The 22,681-nt window shown below is 76.3% G+C and carries 24 protein-coding genes and 3 tRNA genes; 13 read left to right on the plus strand and 14 right to left on the minus strand.

The window, feature by feature from the left end:
- Positions 1 to 81: 81 nt before the first annotated feature.
- From HL054_RS12705 to HL054_RS12725, 5 genes are all read right to left on the minus strand, one after another.
- Positions 82 to 735: a hypothetical protein gene (locus tag HL054_RS12705; protein ID WP_369139377.1), complete on the minus strand. Its 654-nt coding sequence runs from the start codon at positions 733 to 735 to the stop codon at positions 82 to 84.
- Positions 735 to 1,355 (minus strand): hypothetical protein, encoded by a 621-nt coding sequence (locus HL054_RS12710; RefSeq protein ID WP_369139378.1) that lies wholly within the window; start codon positions 1,353 to 1,355, stop codon positions 735 to 737. The genes HL054_RS12705 and HL054_RS12710 overlap by 1 nt, the downstream gene beginning before the upstream one ends.
- Positions 1,356 to 1,437: 82 nt before the next feature.
- On the minus strand, positions 1,438 to 1,647 hold the full coding sequence (locus tag HL054_RS12715) for a hypothetical protein (RefSeq protein ID WP_369139379.1): 210 nt from the start codon (positions 1,645 to 1,647) through the stop codon (positions 1,438 to 1,440).
- Between the two features lie 526 nt (positions 1,648 to 2,173).
- Positions 2,174 to 3,343, minus strand: a complete 1,170-nt coding sequence (locus HL054_RS12720) for a 4-hydroxybenzoate 3-monooxygenase (protein ID WP_369139380.1) — start codon at positions 3,341 to 3,343, stop codon at positions 2,174 to 2,176.
- A 48-nt stretch (positions 3,344 to 3,391) separates the two neighbouring features.
- Positions 3,392 to 4,168 (minus strand): IclR family transcriptional regulator, encoded by a 777-nt coding sequence (locus tag HL054_RS12725; RefSeq protein ID WP_369139381.1) that lies wholly within the window; start codon positions 4,166 to 4,168, stop codon positions 3,392 to 3,394.
- Between the two features lie 69 nt (positions 4,169 to 4,237).
- Here HL054_RS12725 and pcaH point away from each other — a divergent pair, with 69 nt between their 5' ends.
- From pcaH to pcaC, 5 genes are read left to right on the plus strand one after another with little or no spacing between them, the layout of a single operon-like run.
- Positions 4,238 to 5,005, plus strand: coding sequence for a protocatechuate 3,4-dioxygenase subunit beta (gene pcaH, locus HL054_RS12730; RefSeq protein ID WP_369139382.1), 768 nt, complete (start codon positions 4,238 to 4,240; stop codon positions 5,003 to 5,005).
- Complete coding sequence (gene pcaG / locus HL054_RS12735; RefSeq protein WP_369139383.1) at positions 5,002 to 5,682, plus strand: protocatechuate 3,4-dioxygenase subunit alpha; 681 nt, start codon at positions 5,002 to 5,004, stop codon at positions 5,680 to 5,682. The genes pcaH and pcaG overlap by 4 nt, the downstream gene beginning before the upstream one ends.
- Positions 5,683 to 5,707: 25 nt before the next feature.
- Positions 5,708 to 7,048 carry a lyase family protein gene (locus tag HL054_RS12740; RefSeq protein WP_369139384.1) on the plus strand — a complete coding sequence of 447 codons (1,341 nt, stop codon included), beginning with the start codon at positions 5,708 to 5,710 and terminating at the stop codon, positions 7,046 to 7,048.
- Positions 7,045 to 7,821 (plus strand): 3-oxoadipate enol-lactonase, encoded by a 777-nt coding sequence (gene pcaD, locus HL054_RS12745; RefSeq protein WP_369139385.1) that lies wholly within the window; start codon positions 7,045 to 7,047, stop codon positions 7,819 to 7,821. Before HL054_RS12740 ends, pcaD begins: the two co-directional genes overlap by 4 nt.
- Positions 7,818 to 8,228: a 4-carboxymuconolactone decarboxylase gene (pcaC, locus tag HL054_RS12750; RefSeq protein WP_369139386.1), complete on the plus strand. Its 411-nt coding sequence runs from the start codon at positions 7,818 to 7,820 to the stop codon at positions 8,226 to 8,228. Before pcaD ends, pcaC begins: the two co-directional genes overlap by 4 nt.
- Before the next feature lie 63 nt (positions 8,229 to 8,291).
- On the opposite strand, the gene HL054_RS12755 is transcribed toward pcaC, so the two are convergent.
- Positions 8,292 to 10,031, minus strand: coding sequence for a ScyD/ScyE family protein (locus tag HL054_RS12755; protein WP_369139387.1), 1,740 nt, complete (start codon positions 10,029 to 10,031; stop codon positions 8,292 to 8,294).
- 206 nt (positions 10,032 to 10,237) lie between these two features.
- Positions 10,238 to 11,662, minus strand: coding sequence for a hypothetical protein (locus HL054_RS12760; protein ID WP_369139388.1), 1,425 nt, complete (start codon positions 11,660 to 11,662; stop codon positions 10,238 to 10,240).
- 256 nt (positions 11,663 to 11,918) lie between these two features.
- On the opposite strand from HL054_RS12760, the gene HL054_RS12765 reads away from it, so the two are divergent.
- Complete coding sequence (locus tag HL054_RS12765) at positions 11,919 to 12,974, plus strand: glycosyltransferase (RefSeq protein ID WP_369139389.1); 1,056 nt, start codon at positions 11,919 to 11,921, stop codon at positions 12,972 to 12,974.
- A 9-nt stretch (positions 12,975 to 12,983) separates the two neighbouring features.
- Here HL054_RS12765 and HL054_RS12770 read toward each other — a convergent pair whose 3' ends face one another.
- The 5 genes from HL054_RS12770 to HL054_RS12790 form a co-directional block, all read right to left on the minus strand.
- On the minus strand, positions 12,984 to 14,483 hold the full coding sequence (locus tag HL054_RS12770) for a sensor histidine kinase (RefSeq protein ID WP_369139390.1): 1,500 nt from the start codon (positions 14,481 to 14,483) through the stop codon (positions 12,984 to 12,986).
- Positions 14,484 to 14,499: 16 nt separating this feature from the next.
- Positions 14,500 to 15,231, minus strand: coding sequence for a response regulator transcription factor (locus HL054_RS12775; protein ID WP_369139391.1), 732 nt, complete (start codon positions 15,229 to 15,231; stop codon positions 14,500 to 14,502).
- Between the two features lie 92 nt (positions 15,232 to 15,323).
- Positions 15,324 to 15,397: transfer RNA gene (locus HL054_RS12780), tRNA-Phe, on the minus strand.
- A 33-nt stretch (positions 15,398 to 15,430) separates the two neighbouring features.
- A tRNA-Asp gene (locus HL054_RS12785) sits at positions 15,431 to 15,507 on the minus strand.
- 41 nt (positions 15,508 to 15,548) lie between these two features.
- Positions 15,549 to 15,621, minus strand: a tRNA-Glu gene (locus HL054_RS12790).
- Positions 15,622 to 15,740: 119 nt separating this feature from the next.
- On the opposite strand from HL054_RS12790, the gene HL054_RS12795 reads away from it, so the two are divergent.
- Positions 15,741 to 16,391, plus strand: a complete 651-nt coding sequence (locus tag HL054_RS12795; protein ID WP_369139392.1) for an AMIN-like domain-containing (lipo)protein — start codon at positions 15,741 to 15,743, stop codon at positions 16,389 to 16,391.
- Positions 16,392 to 16,411: 20 nt separating this feature from the next.
- Here the strand turns inward: HL054_RS12795 and HL054_RS12800 are convergent, their stop codons facing one another.
- Positions 16,412 to 16,741, minus strand: a complete 330-nt coding sequence (locus HL054_RS12800) for a hypothetical protein (RefSeq protein ID WP_369139393.1) — start codon at positions 16,739 to 16,741, stop codon at positions 16,412 to 16,414.
- Between the two features lie 50 nt (positions 16,742 to 16,791).
- The gene (locus HL054_RS12805) at positions 16,792 to 17,313 is read right to left on the minus strand and encodes a GtrA family protein (protein ID WP_369139394.1); all 522 of its coding nucleotides are present in this window, start codon (positions 17,311 to 17,313) and stop codon (positions 16,792 to 16,794) included.
- A gap of 183 nt (positions 17,314 to 17,496) precedes the next feature.
- Between HL054_RS12805 and HL054_RS12810 the strand changes: the two genes are divergently transcribed.
- The 6 genes from HL054_RS12810 to HL054_RS12835 all read left to right on the plus strand — a co-directional run bounded on the left by HL054_RS12810 (position 17,497) and on the right by HL054_RS12835 (position 22,652).
- Positions 17,497 to 17,985: a hypothetical protein gene (locus HL054_RS12810; RefSeq protein ID WP_369139395.1), complete on the plus strand. Its 489-nt coding sequence runs from the start codon at positions 17,497 to 17,499 to the stop codon at positions 17,983 to 17,985.
- A gap of 37 nt (positions 17,986 to 18,022) precedes the next feature.
- Positions 18,023 to 18,910, plus strand: a complete 888-nt coding sequence (locus HL054_RS12815) for a Rieske 2Fe-2S domain-containing protein (RefSeq protein WP_369139396.1) — start codon at positions 18,023 to 18,025, stop codon at positions 18,908 to 18,910.
- Positions 18,911 to 18,944: 34 nt separating this feature from the next.
- Complete coding sequence (locus HL054_RS12820) at positions 18,945 to 19,823, plus strand: hypothetical protein (RefSeq protein WP_369139397.1); 879 nt, start codon at positions 18,945 to 18,947, stop codon at positions 19,821 to 19,823.
- A gap of 200 nt (positions 19,824 to 20,023) precedes the next feature.
- The gene (locus HL054_RS12825; RefSeq protein WP_369139398.1) at positions 20,024 to 20,701 is read left to right on the plus strand and encodes a response regulator transcription factor; all 678 of its coding nucleotides are present in this window, start codon (positions 20,024 to 20,026) and stop codon (positions 20,699 to 20,701) included.
- A complete protein-coding gene (locus tag HL054_RS12830; protein ID WP_369139399.1) occupies positions 20,694 to 22,013 on the plus strand; it encodes a sensor histidine kinase in 1,320 nt (439 codons plus the stop codon). Before HL054_RS12825 ends, HL054_RS12830 begins: the two co-directional genes overlap by 8 nt.
- Positions 22,014 to 22,103: 90 nt before the next feature.
- Positions 22,104 to 22,652 (plus strand): PepSY domain-containing protein, encoded by a 549-nt coding sequence (locus HL054_RS12835; RefSeq protein ID WP_369139400.1) that lies wholly within the window; start codon positions 22,104 to 22,106, stop codon positions 22,650 to 22,652.
- Positions 22,653 to 22,681: the final 29 nt, after the last annotated feature.

The raw sequence follows: 22,681 nt of genomic DNA on the forward strand, positions 1-22,681 counted from the left end.
GCACGGCCCGTCCACCCGGGCGAAGATGGCCATCTTCGCCCCTGGACGGACGCCGGAGATGGCCATCTCCGGGACGGGGGGTCAGCGCTGGGCGTCGGCGACGGCGAGCGAGCGGTCGAGGTAGACGGCGTGCACGGACAGCAGCCGGTGCAGCTCGTGCAGCACGCGGTCCAGCACCTGCACCGGGTCGGCCTCCTCCGGCGCGTGCTCGGGCGCCTGGGCCGCCATCTCGGCCAGCCCGGCGGCGGCCTCGGTCAGCGTGGGCCACAGGTGCCCCCACTGCCAGAACTCGTAGGTGCCCAGCGGCACCTGGGCCAGCGCCGGCATGCCGAGCAGGCCGATGCCGTCGACGCCGGGCCGGTCGGGCAGCTCGCCGAGGCCGAGCAGCAGCGACTGCACGCGGTGGGTGCCGGCGAAGGTGGCGGCGTCGTCGGTGCCCGGCGTCACCTCGGCGACCAGCCCGCGCTCCAGCAGCCCGCCGAGCACGGCGTCCGGGTCGCTGACGCCGGCCGCGCTGGCGGCCCGGCAGAGCTCGGTGCGGGTCCACGGCGTGCGACCGGCCGTCTCCGGGTGCCCGTGGGCCAGCGCCCAGACGTCGGCCGTCGCCCGGTCGGGCAGCAGCGGGCTGTCCCACCCCAGCCGCACCACCCAGTAGGCCGGCGGGGCGTCCCGCTGCTGGTGGAACGGGCCCATCGCGTGGCCCAGGGGGAAGACCAGAGGTTCGGCGGCGGCCATCAGCTCACCGCCCAGGTGTCGAGGCAGACGGCGTTGGGCGTCAGCAGCCGGTGCAGGTCGGCCAGCAGCGAGGTCAGCAGCGCGCCGGGGTCGCTGGCCTGCGGGTCGTCGATGCCGACCCGGGCGGCGGTGGCGGCCGCGCCCTCGCAGGCGCGCCAGAGGCTGGTCTCCATGGTCGCCCACTCGAACAGGTCGTAGGCGGCCGCGGACAGCACGGCGAGCGGCCGGCCGGGCAGCCCCACGGAGTAGGTGTCCGGGTTGTCCGCCGAGTTCCCCAGCCCGAGCACCAGCGGCACCATCCGCACCCGGCGGGCCAGCTCGACCGCGCTCGCGGTGCCCGGCGCGGCCAGTGCGACGAGGCCCAGCTGCTCCAGCCGGGCCAGCCGCTCAGGGGCGTCCGGCAGGCCGATGCCGGCGGCCTGGGCGGCCAGTTCGGCGACCGTCCACGGGCGCGGCACGTGGTCGGCGGGGCCGTGCGCCATCGCCCAGACGCTGAAGTCGGTGGAGGTCAGCCGCTGCAGCTCGGCCGCTACCCGGACGTGGAACTCGTCCTGCGCCGCCCGGACCCGGATCAGCTGACCGATCGGGTAGACCTGCAGCGGGGGCGAGTCGCTGGTCACCGCGGGAGCCTAGCCGGGGGACGCCGGAGCCGGCCGGGGGCCGGGCAGTCCCGGGCCGGCGGGGCGAGCTGTCCTCCCGGGGTCAGCGGACGGCGCGGATCTGCGTGCTCGTGGTGGACATCGGCGACCACGCGTCGGGGTGCGGCTGGCCGGCGTCCACCACCCAGGACGGCGTGCGCGGAGCCGCCGTCCGGCCGCGGGTCGCCGGACGGGCACTGAGGTGCACGATCAGGGAGAGCAGGACGAGCAGCCCCACGAACACGCCAGCGATGACCATGAGCGTCGAGACCATGCACAGGAAGTTAGTGGTGCGGACCGGTCCGTGTCCGGCGCCCCCTTGGGCACATTCCACCGAAGCTGGCCATCCAGAGTGGGGGACTCTGACCGTTGACGAGGTCGACATGGCGACCTGGGGCGCGGTGACCCGCTCTCCGGTGGGCAGAGTCTGCCAGTACGGACCGCGGTCCGGCGAGGCCGTTGGTCACCGCTGCCCGCGATCGACCAGCCCGGCAGTCGGTGCCCACCGTGGGAAGACGCGCGAAACCGCGCGTGGGAAGGCGCGCGAAACCGCGCGTGGGAAGGCGCGCGAAACCGCGCGTGGGAAGACGCGCGAAACCGCGCGTGGAACGTCGCGCGGGACCACGCGTGGAACGTCGCGCGGGACCACGCGTGGAACGTCGCGCGGGACCACGCGTGGGAAGGCGCGCGGGACCGCGGCGTGGGAAGGCGCGCGGAACCGCGGCGTGGGAAGGCGCGCGAAACCGCGCGTGGGAAGGCGCGCGAAAGCGTGGGGGGCGGGAGCGCGGCTCGGGCGGGGGCTACAGGTCGAGGGGGAGGCCGGTGTAGTTCTCGGCGAGCTCGCGGGCGGCGGCCTCGGAGCTGCAGACCCTGCGGAGCTGGGACAGCTGCAGCTCGGCGTCGAAGTCGTCGCCGGAGCGGTGCAGCATCGAGGTCATCCACCAGGAGAAGTGGGTGCACCGCCAGACCCGGGCCAGCGCGCGGTCGGAGTAGCTGTCGACCAGGTCGGCCTGGCCCTCGCGCAGCAGCCGGACCAGGGCGCCGGCCAGCAGGGTGACGTCGGCGACGGCCAGGTTCAGGCCCTTGGCGCCGGTCGGCGGGACGATGTGCGCGGCGTCGCCGGCGAGGAAGAGCCGGCCGCGGCGCATCGGGGCGGACACGAACGAGCGCATCGGCAGGATGGACTTCTCGGTGACCGGGCCGGTCTCCAGGTCCCAGCCGTCCAGGGCGAGGCGGGTGGACAGCCCCTCCCAGATCCGGTCGTCGGACCAGTCCTCGATCTTCTCGGTGGGGTCGACCTGCAGGTAGAGCCGGGACACCGACGGCGACCGCATGGACAGCAGCGCGAAGCCGTCGGGGTGCCAGGCGTAGACGAGCTCCTCGCTGGAGGGTGCGACGTCGGCCAGGATGCCCAGCCACGCGTAGGGGTACGTGCGCTCCCAGGTGCGGCCGCCGGCGGCCGTGACGACCGGGCGGGAGACCCCGTGGAAGCCGTCGGTGCCGGCGATGACGTCGCACTCGAGCACCTGGGCGGTGCCGTCGGCGTCGGTGAACCGGATCCGCGGGGAGTCGCCGTCGACGTCCTCGGGCACGACGTCGGACACCTCGAAGAGCAGCGGCGGGCCGTCGTCCAGCTGGGCGGCGATGAGGTCCTTGACCACCTCGGACTGGCCGTAGAGCCACACCTTCCGGTCGCACAGCTCGGCGAAGTCGAGGTGGTGCCGGGTGCCGGGGTACTGCAGGTGCACGCCGTCGTGGGGCAGGCCCTGCCGCTGCAGCCGCTCGCCGACGCCGGCGTCCACGAGGGTCTGCACGGTGTGCTGCTCGAGGATGCCCGCGCGGATCCGTGCCTCGACGTAGTCGCGGGAGCGGTTCTCGAGCACCACGGTGTCGACGCCCTGGAGCTGGAGCAGACGTGACAACAGGAGGCCGGCAGGGCCGGCGCCGATGATCCCGACCTGGGTGCGCACGGGCCGAGTGTGACGCCGGCCGCTCAGGACGCCAGCAGTTCCTCCCGCTCAGCGGAACTGGTCGGAGCGGGCCAGCTCGCGCCCGATGCCGCGCGCCGCCACCTGCAGCACCGGGGCCAGCCGCCCGAGGTCCCGCCGCTGGACGGGGACGACGATGCCGAGCGCGGCCACCACCACCGGGCCGGCGGGGCGGTCGACGGTGACCGGGACGGCGACCGACGCCGTGCCGGGGGACATCTCCTCGGCGGTGCGGGCCCAGCCCCGGCGGCGGACCTCGCCGAGCTCGCGGGTGAGCACGCCGGGGTCGGTGACGGTGTGCCGGGTCTCCCGGGTCATCTGCCGCAGCACCTGCTCCACGACGTCGTCCGGTGCCGAGGCCAGCAGCACCTTGCCGACGCCGGTGGCGTGCAGCGGCAGCCGGCTGCCGACGGTGCTGACGATCGGCACGGACTCGCGGCCGGAGATCCGCTCGACGTAGAGCGCCCGCAGGCCCTCCCGGACGGCGAGGTGCACGGTGTCCCGGGTGGCGGTGTGCACGTCGAGCATGAAGGCGGAGGCGACCTGCCGGAGCTCCAGCTGCACCGGCGCGAGCAGGCCGAGGTCCCAGAGCTTGCGGCCGATCTCGTAGCGGCCGTCGGACCGGCGGGACAGCGCCCCCCAGGCGGTGAGCTCGGCGAGCAGCCGGTGCGCCGTCGTCAGCGGGGTGCCGGAGCGTTCGGCGACCTCGGAGAGGGTGAGCCGGGGGTGCCCGGAGTCGAAGGCGTCCAGCACGCCGAGGGCCCGGGAGGTGACCGACCGGCCCGCGGTGCCCGCTCCACCCGCCACCGTGGCGCTCCTTTCGTCCAGCGGAAGGTCCGCTAGGGGAGAGTAGTGCTGCGTCGTACCGTCCGGGGCATGACCGGGACCACATCTCGACCGCCGCGCGACGCGTCGGAGAGCGCACTGGTGCTGCCGCGCTACCTCCGCGACCCGGAGGAGCAGCGCACGCCGCTGGCCTACCCCGGCTACAAGAGCACCGCGCTGCGCGCACCGCTGCGCACCCCGGTCGACCTGCCGCACCGGCTCACCGAGGTCACCGGCCCGGTGCTCGGCGAGGACCGGGTGGTGCCCACCGACGCCGACCTCACCCTCCGCATGGGCGGCGAGGCCCAGGGCCAGCGGATCATCGTCTTCGGGCGGGTGCTCGACAGCGACGGCCGGCCGGTGCCCGACGCGCTGGTGGAGGTGTGGCAGGCCAACGCCGGCGGGCGGTACCGGCACGTGGTCGACAACTGGCCGGCGCCGCTGGACCCGCACTTCGACGGGCTCGGCCGGGTCGTGACCGACAGCCTCGGGCGCTACGAGTTCACCACGATCAAGCCCGGCGCCTACCCGTGGGGCAACCACCACAACGCCTGGCGTCCGGCGCACATCCACTTCAGCCTCTTCGGTCAGGCCTTCACCCAGCGGCTGGTCACCCAGATGTACTTCCCGGGCGACCCGCTGTTCGAGCAGGACCCGATCTTCAACGCGATCCCGCCGGCGGCGCGGTACCGGACGATCAGCCGGTTCGACCTCGACCGCACCCAGGACAACTGGGCCCTGGCCTACCAGTGGGACATCGTGCTGCGCGGCCAGGACCAGACCCCGTTCGAGACCGACGACGACGGAGATGTCGCATGAGCGCCCCCCACATCTCGCCGCTGGTGCAGGCCGCGATCGAGGACAACGACCGCGTCCCGGGCATCCCCCGTCGTGGCAGCGGCTTCCTCGACGAGCCGCTGCGCTGGGGGACCACCCCCAGCGCCACCGTCGGGCCGTACCTGGCGATCGGCCTGACCTGGCCGGACGGCCCGTACGCCGTCGCCGAGGGCACCGAGGGCGCGCTCTGGCTGCGCGGGCGGGTGTTCGACGGCAACGGCGACCTGGTGCCCGACGCCATGGTCGAGACCTGGCAGGCCGACCCGGACGGGCGCTTCGCGCACCCCGACGACCCGCGGGGCGCGGTGGCCCGCCCGGGCTTCCGCGGTTTCGCGCGCTCCGACACCCGCGACGGCGGCCAGTACGCCGTGCACACCCTCAAGCCCGGCCCCGTGCCGGACGGCGAGGGCGGGCTGCAGGCGCCGCACGTCGACGTCTCGGTCTTCGCCCGGGGGCTGCTGGACCGGGTGGTCACCCGGATCTACTTCGCCGACGAGGCCGAGGCCAACGCCGCCGACCCGGTGCTGACCAGCCTGCCGGACGACGCCTCCCGGCAGACGCTGATCGCCCAGCGCACCGACGACGGCTACTCGCTCGACATCCACCTGCAGGACTGCACGGCCAAGGACATGGTCGAGACCGTCTTCTTCGCGGTGTGACGACCACACCCGACGAGCTGCCGGCGTGACACTCCTCGACGCGACGTTCGCCCGCGGTCCCGTCTCGGCCGGCGCCGCCGCCGGCCCGGCGGGCGACCCCTGGCTGGTGGCCCTGCTGGAGGTCGAGGGGGCGCTCGCCCGCGCCGCCGCCCGGGTGGGGCTGGTGGCCGGGACCGCGGCCGACGAGGTCAGCCGGGTCTGCGCCGACCCGGCCGCACTGGACCTGGCCGCGGTGTACGAGCGCGCGGCGGACGCCGGCAACCCGGTGCCACCGCTGGTGCGGGTGCTGCAGGACGCCGTCGGCCCGCACGCCGCGCGGGCCGTCCACGTGGGCGCCACCAGCCAGGACGTCATGGACACCGCGGCGGTGCTGCTGGCCCGCCGCGGGCTGCAGCTGGTCGACGCCGACCTCGCGACCGCCGCCGAGGCCTGCGCCCGGCTGGCCGCCGCGCATCGCGACGACGTGCTGATGGGCCGCACCCTCCTGCAGCAGGCGCTGCCGATCACCGTGGGGCTCAAGGCCGCCACCTGGCTGGCCGGGCTGGACGGCGTCCGGGCGCGGATCGCCGCCGTCGGCGCCGGGCTGCCGGTGCAGTACGGCGGCGCGGTCGGCACGCTGGCCGCGAGCTCCGGCTCCGGGGTCGACCTGCGCCGCGAGCTCGCCGCCGAGCTGGGCCTGGCCTCCAGCGAGGTGCCGTGGTTCACCGTGCGGCTGCCGATCGCCGACGTCGCCGGGGTGCTCGGTGCCGCCGCCGGGGTGGTGGCCACGATCGCCGTCGACGTCGTCCTGCTGGCGCAGAGCGAGGTGGCCGAGGCCACCGAGGTGTCGGCCGGCCGCGGCGGGTCGTCGGCGATGCCGCACAAGAACAACCCGGTCGCGGCGATCTCGGCGCGGGCCTGCGCCCGCCGCGCCCCCGGGCTCGTGGCGACGCTGTTCGCCGCCATGGAGCAGGAGCACGAGCGCGGCGCCGGCACCTGGCACGTCGAGTGGCCGGCGCTCACCGACCTGCTGGGCACGGTGGGCTCGGCGGCGTCCTGGCTGGCCGAGTCGCTGGGCGACCTGCGGCTGGACACCGGCCGGATGGCGGCCGCCGTCGCCGGCGCGGGCGACCCGCAGCTGGCCCGCGCGCTGGCCGAGGCGCTCACCCCGACCCTGGGCGCAGGCCCCGCGCACGACGCCGCGGCCGCCGCTGTCCGCACCGCCGCCGAGGAGGGCCGGCCGCTGGCCGACGTCGTGCTGGCGCGGGGCGACGTCGACGGCGCCGCGCTGGTCGCCGACAGCGCACCGGACGTCGGCGAGGCCGGGGCCCAGGTCGACGCGGCGCTGGCCGCCCACACCGTCGCCGTCCAGGGAGGACACCCGTGACCGCCACCGAGGTGCACGCCGTCGTGGAGGGCCCGGCCGACGCGCCGGTGCTCCTGCTGTCCAACTCGCTGGGCGCCGACCACACCATGTGGGACCCGCAGCTGCCCCGGCTCACCGAGCGCTTCCGGGTGGTCCGCTACGACACCCGCGGCCACGGCTCCTCGCCCGCCCCCGCCGGGGACGCCACGATCGACGACCTGACCGACGACGTCGTGGCGCTGCTGGACCGGTTCGGCGTGGCTCAGGCGCACGTGGCGGGCCTGTCCATCGGCGGGATGACCGGGCTGCGGCTGGCGGTGCGGGAGCCGGAGCGGGTGGCCAGCCTCGCCGTGCTGTGCAGCTCGGCGCACACCGGCAACGAGCAGACCTGGCGCGAGCGGGCCGAGACCGCCCGCACCCAGGGCACCGGCGTGCTCGCCGAGGCGGTGGCCGGCCGCTGGCTGACCCCGGCCTTCGCCGCCGCGCACCCGGACCTGGTCGCCCGGCTGCGGGCGATGATCACCGCCAGCGACGACGAGGGCTACGCCGGCTGCTGCGCGGCGATCGCCGGGATGGACCTGCGCCCGGACCTGGGCCGGGTCACCCCGCGCACCCTCGTGGTGTCCGGCGCCGAGGACCCCGCGCTGCCGCCCGAGCACCAGCAGCTGATCGCCGACGGCGTCCCCGGCGCCCGGCTGCTGACCCTGAGCCCGGCGGCCCACCTGGCCAACCTGGAGCAGGCCGACCAGGTCACCGACGCACTGATCGCCCACGCCACCGGAGGCCCCGCATGACCGAGGACGCGACGCCGCTGGAGACCGACGAGCAGCGGCGCACCGCCGGCATGCGGGTGCGCCGCGAGGTGCTGGGCGACGCGCACGTCGACCGGGCCGTCGCGGCGGTCACCCCGTTCACCGCCGACTTCCAGGACTTCATCACCCGGGTGGCGTGGGGCGACCTGTGGCAGCGGCCCGGCCTGCAGCGGCGCGAGCGCAGCATGCTGACCCTGGCGATCACCGCGGCGCTGCGGCACTGGGACGAGTTCGCGCTGCACGTGAAGGCCGCCGTGCACAACGGGCTCACCGACGAGGAGATCGCCGAGGTGTGCCTGCACACCGCGGTCTACGCCGGGGTGCCGGCGGCCAACCACGCCCTCGCGGTGGCCAAGCCCATCCTGGCCGAGCTGCGCGCCCAGGGCTGAGCCCGTCGGCGGACCGACCGGAGGACCCGGGCCGTCGCGGGACGGCCCGGGTCCGGGGGCGACCTAGGGCAGCAGGCTGCAGAGGTCGACCGCGTCGGCCGGGACGCTGGTGATCTCGACGACCCCCTCGGCGGAGATGGTGTCCGCGAAGGTCCCCGAGGTCCAGTAGAAGGCGGCCGGCAGGCCCAGCTCGGCCAGCGGTGCCACCTCCTCCGGGAACGCCCAGATCAGGTCCGGGCCGTTGACGGTGAAGGCCGCGGACCCGTCGGCGGCGTAGAACTCCTCGCCGGACCCGCCGATGTCGAGCTCGTCGACCAGCACGGTGCCGTCGGGCCCGACGAGGTCCACGGTGGAGGCACCGCGGTACTCGATCCGGTCACCGGTCTCGTCCCGGGTGACCCGCCACTCGCCGGTCACGTCACCGGGGGAGAGCAGCAGGCCGCCGCAGACGTCGGGCAGCGGGGTCGCGGTGGGCTCCGCCGTCACCCACTCGCCCCCGGTGTCCAGCGGGAAGGCGACCGGCAGGCCGACGTCCGCGCTGCCGCCGAAGCTGATCTGCCAGACCTGCCCGCCCTCGGAGGCCGGGGACACCGGCGTGGCCGCGACGCCCTCGGCGGGGGCGACGCTCAGCGCGGCGACGTACACCCGGCCGTGGTCGTCGACCGCGACGCCGCCGGGGAAGGGGACGTCGACCGAGCGGTAGGTGCCCGCGGCGACGTCGACGGCGACCACGTTGCCGACCGGTCCGCTGGGCGGCCCGGCCGGGGTGGCCGACCCGAACAGCTGCGACACGTAGAGGTGCTCGCCCGAGCCGTCGACCGCGAGGCCGGTGATCCCGGTGAAGCCGCCCCAGCCGCCGGTCTCCGTGCCGTCGGCGGCGAACTGGCGCACCTCGGCGGCGCCGGTGACCTCGGACCCGAGGCCGCCGACGTAGACGTTGCCGGCGTCGTCGGTCGCCAGCGAGGTCGGCACGAACTCCGGGGTCAGGTCGTCGTCCGGCGGCGTCGGGAAGGCCGCGAAGACGGTGATCGCGTAGGTCGGGATGCAGGCCGCGTCGACGCAGTCGGCGGGCACGCCGGCGAAGTCCGGCTGCACCTTCCAGACGGCGTTGGCCGCCGCGTCGGCGACCAGCGCGTAGCCGTCGGTGCCGGTCGCCCTGTCGGGGGTGGGGTCGACGAAGAGGACGGCGTAGGGGTTGCTGTCGACCTGGGCGCCGTCCGGGTTCTGGGCGGCCTCGGCGGCGGCGATGTCGGCGTAGGGCAGCACGAACTGCTCCCCGCCACCGGTCCCGACCACCAGCAGGTGCCCGAGCTGCTCCGCGCCCGGGGCGGCGGCGAGCTCCGGCGGGAGGCCCATGGCGACGTAGGTCTCCGCGACGACGTACTCCCCGGGCACGTCGGTGGCGTCGGCCCCGTTGGAGCCCACCGCGAAGGAGCCGTCGGCCCCGGCGATGGAGAACAGCCCGTCGACGACGCGGTGCGCCGAGCCGCCGTGCCCGGGGTGCTCGATCACGGTCACCCCGCCGGTGGTCCCCGCGCAGACGGTCTCCGCCAGCTCCTCGGCCGGGGCCCCCGGCGGTGCGGGCAGCGTCACGCAGGTGTCGCCACCGGAACCGGCCTCGGCCACCAGCAGCTCGCCGTCCTGCCCCCAGGTGAGCTGGCGGGGGTTGTCCAGGCCGGTGGCGACGACGACCGGGCCGTCGTCCGGTGGGCTCTCACCGGCGGCGGCGGAGGGGGCGAACGCCAGCCCCGCGGCTCCCAGGACGAGGACGGACACTCCGGCGTGGGCTGCGGACCTGCGCATGGTGTTGCCTCCTGCTCCCGTTTCCGCCGCGGCTGGTCGCTGCGGCGGTCGGCGCACGGTAGGACCGCGGACGGGGGCGGCAGGGTGCCCGCTCGTGCCCCGGTCAGGGCGCCTGGGCAGGGCGTCACGCTCCGGCGTCCGGGCAGCTCGCTCCGCTGTGAGCCAGCTCACAGTCCGCTGTGCGCGGGTCGACGGACCGTGGTGGGTCAGCCGGCCGGGACGGCGATCGGCACGTCCAGCCGGCCGGTGCCGAGGTCGACGACCGCGCCGTCGGGGAAGGTGGCCGACCCGCCGACGCGCAGCACCGCGGCGGTGAGGTCGGCGGGGACGTCGAAGGCGAGCAGGACCCGGTCCGGGTCGTCGGCGAGGTCGAGGGCGCGGAGCACCGTCCCGTCGGGCAGCCGCAGCGAGAGCAGGTCGGCCGGGATGCCGCCGGGCGCCGTCCCGGGGAGGGCCAGCGAGGCGTCGAGGACCAGCAGCGCCCGGCTCGGGTCGGCCGGTCGGCTCGCGCCGTCGGGCCCGGCCCACCAGGTCAGCGTCCCGCGGGTGACCGCCACGGTGAACGGGAGCTCCGCGGGGACCCGGCCGGGGGCGCTCAGCGTGCCGTCCAGCCGGCGGGAGGCGTCCACCTCCGCCGTCCGGTTGGTGCGGGCCAGCACCGCCAGGTTCCCGCTGCCCGGGGCCCCGGTGAGCAGGGACAACCGCTGCTGCACGCCGGCGTCGTCGACGACCAGGTCGGCCGCCGCGGTGTCCGCGGGCACGGACAGCACCACCTCCACGGTGCTCCCGGGAGCGACCAGGCCGGGGGCGACGGGCACCGGGTCCGCGCCGTCGACCACGTAGCTGAGCGACGGCGGGGTGGCGGACCTCCCCTCGCCGGAGGCGACCTCGTACCGGACGGCGAGCAGCCGCTCGCCGTCCGCGGCCCGGCGCGCGTCGTCGCCGGTGCCGACCCGTTCGGGCGCGGCCAGCCCGGTGACGGTGACGGCGGCGGCCGGGCCGGAGAGCCGGGCCGGGCCGGCCGGCGCGGACCAGGGGACGCCGGGGAAGGGGCCGGTCGCCGTCCACCCGGGCTCGGCCGGCGGCGGTGCGGGGACGGCGAGCCCGCCGGACCCCGCAGGTGGACGGCCCCCGTCGGGGCGGTGCAGCAGCCCGGGGTCGGCCGGCCGGTCGGGTGCGGGGTCGGCCGGGAGCGCCGCGACCGACAGCCGCACGTCGCCGCCGTCGGCGGTGGCGGTCAGCGGGAAGCGCAGCCAGGCGCGGCCGGGGTCGCCGTCGACGAAGAGGACCGGCCCGCACAGCAGGGCATCGCGCACCTCGACGCCGTCGGCGGCGGCCAGCTCGAACCAGCACCGGCTGTCCGGGCCGGCGACCCCGTTCCGCTGCTCGACGTAGCCGGTCAGCTGCTCGTCGGCGGCGGCCAGCACCGCCCCGGGGTCGCGGACGTACCGGCCGCCGGAGGTGAGCGGCTCGCCCCGGGACAGGTAGAGCCCGGCGCCGACCAGCAGGACGACGACGAGCGCCGCGCTGACCAGCCAGGGGCCGCGCAGCCGGCGGCGACGGCGGCCCGCCGGTGGGGCTTGAGCCGGAGGGGCCTCGACGGGCGCCGCGTCCAGGGGCTGCCCGTCCACTCGACCTCCGCTGCCGTGCCGTCCCCGGCCCGCCTCCGCACCGGCGCTGGGACGGTAGCGGACCGCCCGGCGCTGCAGGCCGGGGCGGACCGCCCGGCGTGTCCCCCTCCGGGGTGAGCGGGCAGGACGGCCGTCGGTTCGCGCGCCGACACCGTGGGTAGGGGCGACCGGCGGGTGGTCGTACCCGCAGCCCGTCCGTCCGGAGCACCGCCCCCTGCCGCGTCGCAGTGCTCGACCGCAGGAGGTGTGCCGCCGCGTGACCGCGCTGCCCGAGGGGGCGACCGAGCGACCGCTGCGGGTCGCCACCGTCCCGTTCGCCACCCCGTACGGCGAGGCCGTCGTGCCCGACGGTGTCGTGCGGGTCGGTCCGGACGCCGACCCGAGCCCGTGGCTGGACGTCGGGCACCTCGCCGCGCACGCCGGTGAGGTCGACGTGCTGCACCTGCAGGGCGGCTACGCGCACCTGACCGTGCCGGAGATGGACGCCTGGACCGCCGCCGTCCGCCGCTGCGACGTCCCGCTGGTGGTCACGGTGCACGACCTCACCGCCGTGGACGGCGCAGACACCGGCACCCACCCCGGCGCGGCGAGGACCCGCGCCCGGGCCCACCTGCGCGCGCTGCTGGCGACCGCGGAGGTCGTGCTCACCCTCACGCCGGGCGCCGCCGACGACATCGCGGAGCGCTTCGGCCGCACCGCCATCGTGGTGGCCCACCCGTCGCTGGCCGCCCCGACGCCGGGGATCGGCCGGGAGACCCGGCTGGTCGGTCTGCACCTGGCCGCGCTCGGTCCCGAGGTCGCCGAACCGCTGGACCTCGTGCGTGGCGCACTGTCCGGCGCGGTCTCCGGCGGTGGCCGGCTGCGGGTCGACGTGGACCCCGACGTCGACCTGGCCGCCCGGCTGCCGGCGCTGCTCGAGCTGGCCGAGGCCGGTGAGCTGGAGCTGGTCCGCAGCCGGCCGGCGGACCCCGCGGACTGGGTGCGGCAGCTGCAAGAGCTGCACGTCTCCGTCGTCCCGCAGCGCGCCCGCACCCACTCGGCGTGGATCGAGCTGTGCCGCGACGCCGGCACCCGGGCCGTCGTGCCCGGCGGTGGGCACCCGCGGGAGCAGTGGTCCGACGTGGTGCTCTACGGCAACGACGCGGCGGGCGGGCTGGACGCCGCCTCGCTCACCTCGGCCGTGGTCGCCGCGCTCACCCGGCCCGCCCCGGCCCGGGTCGACCCGCGCTGGCGGGCCGAGCAGCTCGCCGCCGTCCGCCGGGTGCACGCGCAGGTGTACCGGCAGGTCGCCGGCGACCACGCCGCCGCCTGACCGCTCTTCTCAGCCGCCGGTGGTCGCGTGCGGCAGCCGGACGGTGAACGCCGTCCGCCCCGGCTCGGCGGCCACCTCGACCACCCCGCCGTGCGCGGCGACCACGGCCTGCACGATCGCCAGCCCCAGCCCGGTGCTGCCCGCGGTGCGCGAGCGGGAGGCGTCGCCGCGGGCGAACCGCTCGAAGACGTGCGGGCGCAGCTCGGCGGGGATGCCCGGACCGTCGTCGACGACCTGCAGCACCGCCTCGTCGCCCACCGTCGCCAGCCGGGTGGTCGCCGTCGTCCCGTCCGGGGTGTGGCTGCGCACGTTGGCCAGCAGGTTGACCAGCACCTGGTGCAGCCGGGCGGCGTCGCCGGGCACCAGCACCGGGGTGTCGGGCAGGTCGACCTGCCAGTGGTGCGCGGGGCCGGCGACGTGGGCGTCGCTGACCGCGTCGACCACCAGGGCGGTCAGGTCGACCTCCTCCGTGGCCAGCTCGCGGCCGGCGTCCAGCCGGGCCAGCAGCAGCAGCTCCTCGACCAGCGCCGACATCCGCAGCGCCTCGGACTCCACCCGGCGCACGGCGTGTCCGACGTCCGGGGGCACCGACCCGCCCTGCCGGCGGACCAGCTCGGCGTAGCCGCGGATCGAGGCCAGCGGCGTGCGCAGCTCGTGGCTGGCGTCGGCGACGAACCGGCGCACCCGGGTCTCGGACTCCTGGCGCGCGGTCAGCGAGGTCTCGACGTGGTCGAGCATCGCGTTCAGGGCGGTGCCCACCTGGCCGACCTCGGTGCCCGGGTCGGTGTCCTCCGGCGGCACCCGCTCGGCCAGCCGCACCTCCCCGGTCGCCAGCGGGAGCCGGGACACCCGGGTCGCGGTGGCGGCCACCCGGTCCAGCGGGCGCAGCGTGCGCCGGATGACCAGCACGGCGGCGAGCGCGGCGCCGAGCAGGGCGAGCAGCCCGACGACCAGCTCCACCGCGACCAGCCGGCGGACGGCGTCGGCCGCTCCGCGCAGCGGCAGCCCGGCGACCAGCACGTCGCCACCGGGCAGGGTGCTGGCCACCAGCCGGTAGTCGCCGAGGTCGCCGCCGAGGTCGCGGGTCACCGGCTCGCCGTCGGTCGGCAGCGCCACCAGCAGCCGCTCCTGCGCGTCGGTCAGGTCGAGGGTCTCCCCGTCGGCCCCGATCACGCCCGAGTCGGTCACCTCCCCGCCGGCGACGCTGGCGCCCAGGGTGCCCTCGCCCTGACCGCGGGCGCCGAGGAAGCCGGGGCCGCCGGAGCGGTCGCCGCCGGGCCCGCCGGGAGGGCCGTAGGACGGCTCGGCGTAGCCCTTGGAGCGGTCGGTGGTCGCGTCCAGCCGGGTGTCGACCTGGCTGACGAGCTGGGCGCGCAGCGCGGTCACCGAGACGACGCCGACCAGCGCCAGCACGACCACCAGCGGGACGACGAAGGCGACCAGCAGCCGGGTGCGCAGCGAGCGGCGCGACCGGGGGACGGCGGCCGGCCGCCCCTCGGGGCGGGTCACCGGGGCGGGAGAGAGGTCATGCGGCGGGCTTGATCACGTACCCGGCGCCGCGCAGCGTGTGGATCATCGGCGCGCGCCCGGCGTCGATCTTGCGGCGCAGGTAGGAGATGTAGAGCTCGACGATGTTGCCCTGGCCGCCGAAGTCGTACTGCCACACCCGGTCCAGGATCTGCGCCTTGGACAGCACCCGCTTGGGGTTGCGCATCAGGTAGCGGAGCAGCTCGAACTCGGTGGCGGTGAGCCGGATGTCGTCGCCGCCGCGGGTCACCTCGTGGCTCTCCTCGTCCAGCGTCAGGTCGCCGACCACGAGCAGGCCGTCGTCGGCGACGACGCGGCTGGTGCGGCGGAGCAGGCCGCGCAGCCGGGCCGCGACCTCCTCCAGGCTGAACGGCTTGGTGACGTAGTCGTCGCCGCCGGCGGTGAGCCCGGCGATGCGGTCTTCGAGGGCGTCCTTCGCGGTGAGGAAGACGACCGGCACCAGCGGGGCGTCCGCGCGCAGCCGGCGCAGCACCTCCAAGCCGTCCAGGTCGGGCAGCATCACGTCGAGGACGACGGCGTCCGGGCGGAACTCGCGGGCGGCGCGCAGCGCGTCGGCGCCGTCGGCGGCGGTGCGGACGTCCCAGCCCTCGTAGCGCAGCGCCATGGACAGCAGCTCGCAGATCGACGGCTCGTCGTCGACGACCAGCACCCGCAGGGCGCTGCCGTCCGGCCGGGTGAGCTGGGCGCGGGAGCTGGTCGTCGACGTCATGACACGACTGTGCGAGCCGATCCTGGGAGTTCCCTGTGCCCCGGTCAGGAACACGCTGGGCGTGGGCCGGGGACCTGCGAGGAGAGTGAGGGTGGCCAGGGGCGGGGTCGAACCGCCGACCTCTCGCTTTTCAGGCGAGCGCTCGTACCGACTGAGCTACCTGGCCCCAGCGCCGGACCAGTGGGGTGCTGGTGCCGGATGGCGACCCTGACGGGACTCGAACCCGCGACCTCCGCCGTGACAGGGCGGCGCGCTAACCAACTGCGCTACAGGGCCTTGCTTGGTCGTGCAGTCGTGCTGCCTGCTGTGGTGCTGCGTGCCCCCAACGGGGTTCGAACCCGTGCTACCGCCTTGAAAGGGCGGCGTCCTGGACCGCTAGACGATGGGGGCTCGTGGTCGCTGGAGGCAGGGAGAACGATACATGGCCCCGCAGGGGTCCTCTGCACCCGGTCCTCCGGGCCCGCGTGGCGGGCACCGGGAAGGGGGCTCCCGCGTGCCAGCATCGGCGGGTGCACACCCGCCGTCCGACCCGGATGACCCGTTCCCTGGGCCTCGCCGCCGCCGTCCTCCTGCTGGCCGGCTGCGGCTCGCGGACCGAGACCGCCGACGCCTCCTCGTCCGGCGACGCCTCCACCACCAGCTCGTCCTCGGCCCCGGCGAGCTCCTCGCCCGCGGCCGAGGACACCGCCGACCCCGACGCCGGCAACGGGGCGAGCCCGTTCCCCGCCGACACGAACACCGACGTCGCCGACGCCGTCTCGCCGGACGGGCTGACGGTCACCACCGTCCGCGCTGCCGCCCACGACGGGTACGACCGGGTGGTCTTCGAGCTCTCCGGCAGCGGCACCCCGGGCTGGACGGCCGAGTACGCGGACAGCCCGTCGTCCCAGGGCAGCGGCGAGGCGGTCGACGTCCCGGGGGCCGTCGCCCTGCAGGTGACGCTGCAGGGCACGAGCTACCCGTACGAGTCCGGCGCCACCGAGCTGGCCCGCGGCGCGGTCGCCGTCTCCGGCACCCGGACGGTGGCCGGGGTCGTCTACGACGCCACCTTCGAGGGCACCTCGGTGGCCTGGGTGGGCACCGGCGAGCGCGCGCCCTTCCGGGTCTACGCGCTCACCGGTCCCTCGCGGGTCGTGGTCGAGGTCGCCCACACCGGCTGAGCGGCGCGGCGCGGGGCGGGTCAGCCGACGGTGGCGGTGAGCTCCACGCCGTCGTCGGTGACCGACGTGCAGGTGATCGACAGCGGGCCGGCGGAGACGCTCTCACCCTCGGCGCAGGACACGCTGCTGTCGCCGACCGACAGGCTCGCCCGGCCGTCCTGGGTGCCGGCGAAGGCCAGGTCGTTGCCGAGGATGCTGGCCTTCGCGTCGTCCCCGCTGAGCGAGGCGGTGCACGAGGTGCCGGAGCAGTCGACGTTGCTGGAGCTGCAGGCGGCCAGCGGCAGCAGGAGCAGGACGCCGGCGGCGGCGCCGGCAGCCAGGCGGGTGCGGCGGTGCAGGAGGTCGGCCATGCTGCGAGCGTAGGTGCGCCCCGACGCCCGTGGGCGCGCCACGCGGGAGGTCAGTCGCGGTGGACGGCGGCGGGGGAGAAGACCCAGCTGCGGAGGGCGATGAACCGGACCAGGCCGATCGCCCCGGTCACCGCGGCGATCAGGGCCAGCTGTGCGATGGTGCCGACGTCGCCGACGAGCATGTGCACGCCGGCCAGCGCGAACGAGGTGGCCACCAGGCCGACGACGGCCAGGCCCCCGCCCTCCCACTGGGCGGTGAACCAGGAGACCTGCTGCCCGGCGTGGAACGTCAGCCGCCGGTGCATCTCGTTGGCCAGCAGTGTGGAGGCGACCGCACCCACCAGGTTCGCCGCCTGGTCGCCGAAGCCGCCGAGTCCGATGAACAGCAGCGCGTAGAGGGCGCTGGAGACCCCACCCACGACGACGAACCGGGCGAACTGGGCGCCGGCGTCGTCCTGGCGGAGCCGGTGCCACAGCGTCGCGCCGAACCGGGGGACCTCGGCGGTGACCACGTCGCCCGTCTCGCGCGGTCCGCACACGGCGGCGCGGCGCAGCAGGGACGGGCAGGTCACAGCGGTCTCCTCGGGCATCAGTGGTGCACGGACGGTCCCATGCTCCGGCACCAAGTGCGCGTACCGCACCTGGATTCCCGCGCGGCGTGTGCACTGTCCGTGAACTTCATCACGGAGAGTGGTCACAGGATGATCACAGCCGGTGGGCAGGGGACTGTCGGGGTCGTCCGGCACGGTGACGGCATGAGCGCACCCGGGCACCGCCGTCCCTGGCTCTACGACCCGTCACTGGGCGGTGTGCTGGTCCGGTCGCACCGGTCCCCGACGGCCGGGGCGGCCGGCATCGTCGTCTCCGACGTGGTGTGGAGCGACGTCCTCGGCGTGCTCCGCTGGGCCGACGCGACGCTGAGCTGCCCGCCCGAGCTGCGCGCCGGCACCGCCTGGCGCACCGCTGCCACGGCGGCCGGGCTGCTGCGCCGGCTGCCCGGGCTGTGCCGCGAGGCCGGGGTCGACTGGCCGGGCGCGGTGCCGGGGGCGACGAGCCCGGAGGCCCCGGCGACCGTGCGGCTGCGCACCGCGGCCGACCGGCTGGCGCTGCGGCTGTGCTCGCCGGAGGAGGGGGTGGCCGGCCCGCTCAGCCGTGCCGTCGGCGACCTGGCCGGGGAGCTGGACGAGGTGGGCGCCGCGGCGATCGCCGTGCTGGCCGAGGGCGCGGACTGGACGACCGGCTGAGGGGTGTCGGCCGGTCGCGACGGGTATGGGCGCTCCCATGAGCCTGCTCGCGGTCCTGGACCGCCTCTCCGAGGTCTCGTCCTTCGACAAGTCGCTGGACTCCGCGCGGACGGCGGTGAACAAGGTGCTGCGGCCGCAGGCGTTCAAGGACCTGCTGCACGGCAGCTGGCTCGGCCACCCGCTGCACCCGATCCTGGCCATGGTGCCGGTCGGCACCTGGCTGTCGGCCGGGCTGCTGGACATCGCCCCGCCGACCCGGCCGGCGGCGACCGCGCTGATCACCACCGGGGTCGCGGCCAGCCTGCCCGCCGCGCTCGCCGGGGCGGCCGACTGGTCCGAGCAGGACGACGCGGTGCGCCGGCTGGGTGCCGTGCACGCGGTCACCAACGTGGCCGCCCTCGGTCTGTACGTCGGTTCGCTGGTCGCCCGCGGCAAGGGCAACGGCGGTCTCGGGCGGGCGCTGGCCTACAGCGGCCTGGGCCTGGCCACGGCGTCGGCCTCGATCGGCGGGCACATGTCCTACGCCCAGTCCTCCGGCGCCAACCACTCGGTGGTCGACGCCCGCCAGCTCACCACCGACTGGATCGACCTCGGTCCGCTCGACGACCTGCCCGAGGGGCGGCCCACGCTGCGCACCGGGGCGGGTCAGGGCACCGAGATCGGCCTGGCCGTCGTCCGGCGGGGCGCCCGGGTCGACGCCTTCGTCAACGCCTGCGCGCACGTCGGCGGCCCGCTGTCCGACGGCCGGGTGGAGGAGGTGCGCGGCGCCGAGTGCCTGGTGTGCCCGTGGCACGAGTCGGCCTTCGACCTCGACGACGGCCAGCCGCGGCGCGGCCCGACGGCCAGCGCCCAGGAGAAGCTCGAGGTGAAGTACGAGGCCGGGCGCGTCTTCGGCCGGCTGCCCGACCGGCACACCTCGAAGTAACCGCGGGGGCGGGCGGCGCTCCTACGCTGCGACCGTGCGGCGGGCAGCGGCGGTGCTGGTGCTGGTGCTGGCCGGCTGCGGCCCGGCGGCGCCCCCGTCCTCCGCGCCGTCGTCCGTCCCGTCGTCTGCCGTCCCGTCGGCCGTCCCGTCGGCCGGGGCGCCGGTCGAGGTGCTGCCGGACGTGCCGGGCATCACCGCCGAGGCGGTGCAGCAGCGCACGGACGCCGCCATCGGCGGGCAGGTGCAGGTGCGGGTCACCGACACCGGCGCGGAGCCGTTCACCGTCACGGCGGTGCAGCTGGACTCACCCGGTTTCGCCCCGCTGCCGCCGCGCGGGGTGACCGCGCGGTTCGCGCCCGGGCAGACGATCGACCTGCCCACCCCGTTCGGGGACGTGGACTGCTCGGCCGGCGTCGACCCGCTGGGCGCCCGGCTCACCGTGCTGCGCCCGGACGGCGCCGTCGAGGACCTCCAGGTGCCGCTGACCGGCGACACGATGGCGCGGGTGCATGCCGGCGCGTGCGCGGCCCAGGAGGTGCTGGCCGTCGTCGGGATCGCGGTCGAGGACCTGGCCGACGCGGGCCGGACGGTGACCGGCGAGGTGGTGCTGACCCGGCGGTCGGGCGAGGAACCGGTCGAGGTCAGCCGGCTGGGTGGCAGCGTGGTGCTCGAGCCCGTGCCGGACGGCGACCTGCCGGTGACGCTGGCGGCCGGGGCGCGGGAGCTGCGGGTGCCGGTGACCTTCGACGCCGAGCGCTGCGACCCGCACGCGCTGGCCGAGGTCAAGAAGCCGTTCGTCTTCCCGCTGACGGTCGCCGTCGGCGACCGCGCGGGCGTGCCGGTCGACCTGCCGCTGGACGACGCGCAGCGCGCCGCGCTGCAGGGGCTGCTGGACCGCGTGTGCGCGGGCTGAGCACGGTTCACCCGCTGCCCGGGTGGGCATCCAGCGCAGGTGTTCCTCTTCACCAGCCGGCTGGGCTGCCTCGGGTCGCTGCTGGTGTCGCTGCTGCTGACCGCGCTGCTGTTCGTGCTGTTCACCGTGCTCTGAGCTGCGTCGTCGGCGTTCAGCGGGCGTCCGGGAGACTGACCTCCCCACCTGTGCGGAGGCAGCCCATGCGCGTCCTCGTCGTCGACGACGAGCAGCGGCTCGCCCAGTCGTTGCGGATCGGGCTGGAGGCCGAGGGCTTCGCGGTCGACGTGGCCGCCGACGGAACCGACGGGCTGTGGCTGGCCCGGGAGCACAGCTACGACGCGATCGTGCTGGACCTGATGCTGCCGGGGGTCAACGGCTACCAGGTCTGCGCCACGCTGCGCGCCGAGCAGGACTGGACGCCGATCCTGATGCTGACCGCCAAGGACGGCGAGTGGGACCAGGTCGAGGGGCTGGACACCGGCGCCGACGACTACCTGACCAAGCCGTTCTCCTTCCCGGTGCTGGTGGCCCGGCTGCGCGCGGTCGCCCGCCGCGGCGCGCGGGCGCGGCCGACCGAGCTGGTGGCCGGTGACCTGCGGCTGGACCCGGCGGCGCGCCGGGTGTGGCGCGGTGAGGTGGAGGTCGAGCTGACCGCCCGGGAGTTCTCGCTGCTGGCCTTCCTGGCGCGGCACCCGGGCGAGGTCGTCTCCAAGCGGCAGATCCTCGAGGCGGTCTGGGACGTCGACTTCGACGGCGACCCGAACATCGTGGAGGTCTACGTCCGGCACCTGCGCAACAAGATCGACCGGCCGTTCGGCCGGGCGGCGATCCAGACGCTGCGCGGCGCAGGGTACCGGCTGGGCAGCGACGGTGGCTGACGGCCGCGCGTCGGTGCGGGTCCGGACGACCGCCGGCGCGGTGCTGGTCGTGGCGCTGGCGCTGGTGCTGGGCGCGGTCGCCCTGGTGCTCCTGGTGCGCGGCTCGCTGCGCGACGGGCTGGCGACCACCGCCGAGCAGCGCGCGTCGGCGCTGGCCGACCAGCTGGAGACCGGCGGCCCGGCGGCGCTGGTACCGGACGGCGATGCCGACGACGAGCCGGAGGACCTGGTCTGGCAGGTGACCGACGACGGCGGCACGGTGGTGGCGGCCTCCCAGCCCCTCGCCGGAGCCCTGCCCACCGGGGACGAGGACCGGGTGGAGCTGCCCGGCGCCGACCACCCGTACCTGGTGGTGACCGAGGACGGCGGCGACTCCTACGAGGTCGCGGTCGCCGTCTCGCTGGAGGAGGTCGAGGACTCCACCGCGGCGCTGCTCCCGCCGCTGCTGGTCGGCGTCCCGCTGGTGCTGCTGCTGGTGGGCGGCACCACCTGGGTGGTGGTCACCCGGGCGCTGGCGCCGGTCGAGCGGATCCGCCGCGAGGCCGAGCGGGTCACCGGCGACCGGCTGGACCGGCGGGTGCCCGAGCCGCGGGCCCGGGACGAGGTGCACCGGCTGGCGCGCACGGTGAACCAGATGCTCGGCCGGCTGCAGGACTCCCGGGACCGGCAGCGGGCGTTCGTCGCCGACGCCTCGCACGAGCTCCGGTCGCCGCTGGCGAGCATCCGGCAGACCGCCGAGGTGGCCCGGGCGCACCCCGGCGCACTGCCCGAGGGCGAGCTGGCCGAGGCGGTGCTGGAGGAGTCCGACCGCATGCAGCGGCTGGTCGAGCAGTTGCTGGTGCTCACCCGGGCGGACGAGGGCGCCGCCGTCCGGACCGAGCACGACGTCGACCTCGACGACCTGGCGCTGGCCGAGGCGCGGCGGGTCCGCCGGTCCGGGCTGGCGGTGGACACCTCGGCGGTCGGGGCCGGGCGGGTGCGCGGGGACCGGGCGGCGCTGGGGCAGGTGGTGCGCAACCTCGTCGACAACGCCGCCCGGCACGCCGACGCGGCCCTCGCGGTCACCGTCCGGGGGATGGGCAGCGGCGCGGAACTGGTGGTCGAGGACGACGGACCCGGCGTGCCCGCGGCGGACCGGGAGCGGGTGTTCGAGCGCTTCGTGCGGCTGGACGAGGCGCGGGCCCGCGACGCCGGCGGCAGCGGGCTCGGCCTGGCGATCGTCCGGGAGATCGTCGCGGCGCACGGCGGGACGGTCGCGGTGTCGTCGTCCGCGCTGGGTGGGGCCCGGTTCGTCGTCCGGCTGCCCGGCTGAACGGTCCTTCAGCGGCGTTCAGCGGAGCTTCAGCGAGGGCGTCGGAGGGTGGGCCCGTCCCGTCCAGCACCCCCTTGAGGAAGGCACCCCATGAACACCGCCCGGCTCCGCAGCACGCGCGTCCTCGTCTCCGCCGTCACCGGCGTCGCCGCCCTCGGGATCGGTGGGGTGGTCTGGGCGTCGGGAGCCAGCGCCGACGTCTCGGGCAGCGAACGCGACCGGGTGGCCGAGGCCGCCACCGAGGTGGTGCCCGGCACGGTGGTCGACGTCGACTCCAGCGACGACCCGGGTGAGGCCTACGAGGTCGAGGTCCGGCAGGACGACGGCACCGAGGTCGACCTCACCCTCGACGCCGACCTCGCCGTGATCGGCCGGGACGACGACGCCCGCGACGACGACCGCCGTGACGACTCCCGTGACGACGACCGCGACGACGACCGGGTGCTGGCGGACGGCGAGCGCGGGTCCGCGGAGCAGGCGGCGCTGGAGGCCGTCGGCGGCGGGACGGTCACCGGCGTGGAGGCCGGCGACGACGGCGACGTGGCCTACGAGGTGGACGTCCGGGGCGCCGACGGGCAGCAGTGGGACGTCGACCTGGACGCCGGGTTCGCCGTGCTCAGCAGCACCGTCGGCGACTGACGGTCGTCCGCGGCGGACGGCGCCGGGGT

This window comes from Modestobacter versicolor (assembly GCF_041028285.1).
Lineage (GTDB): Bacteria > Actinomycetota > Actinomycetes > Mycobacteriales > Geodermatophilaceae > Modestobacter > Modestobacter versicolor_A.

Bases quoted from the DNA above. Each gene is read 5' to 3' on its own strand.
- HL054_RS12775 (WP_369139391.1), bottom strand. From the start codon at position 15,231: ATGACGTCGACGACCAGCTCCCGCGCCCAGCTCACCCGGCCGGACGGC.
- HL054_RS12835 (WP_369139400.1), top strand. From the start codon at position 22,104: ATGAACACCGCCCGGCTCCGCAGCACGCGCGTCCTCGTCTCCGCCGTC.
- HL054_RS12755 (WP_369139387.1), bottom strand. From the start codon at position 10,031: ATGCGCAGGTCCGCAGCCCACGCCGGAGTGTCCGTCCTCGTCCTGGGA.
- pcaC (WP_369139386.1), top strand. From the start codon at position 7,818: ATGACCGAGGACGCGACGCCGCTGGAGACCGACGAGCAGCGGCGCACC.
- pcaG (WP_369139383.1), top strand. From the start codon at position 5,002: ATGAGCGCCCCCCACATCTCGCCGCTGGTGCAGGCCGCGATCGAGGAC.
- HL054_RS12810 (WP_369139395.1), top strand. From the start codon at position 17,497: ATGAGCGCACCCGGGCACCGCCGTCCCTGGCTCTACGACCCGTCACTG.
- pcaH (WP_369139382.1), top strand. From the start codon at position 4,238: ATGACCGGGACCACATCTCGACCGCCGCGCGACGCGTCGGAGAGCGCA.
- HL054_RS12815 (WP_369139396.1), top strand. From the start codon at position 18,023: ATGAGCCTGCTCGCGGTCCTGGACCGCCTCTCCGAGGTCTCGTCCTTC.
- HL054_RS12825 (WP_369139398.1), top strand. From the start codon at position 20,024: ATGCGCGTCCTCGTCGTCGACGACGAGCAGCGGCTCGCCCAGTCGTTG.
- HL054_RS12705 (WP_369139377.1), bottom strand. From the start codon at position 735: ATGGCCGCCGCCGAACCTCTGGTCTTCCCCCTGGGCCACGCGATGGGC.
- HL054_RS12800 (WP_369139393.1), bottom strand. From the start codon at position 16,741: ATGGCCGACCTCCTGCACCGCCGCACCCGCCTGGCTGCCGGCGCCGCC.
- HL054_RS12715 (WP_369139379.1), bottom strand. From the start codon at position 1,647: ATGGTCTCGACGCTCATGGTCATCGCTGGCGTGTTCGTGGGGCTGCTC.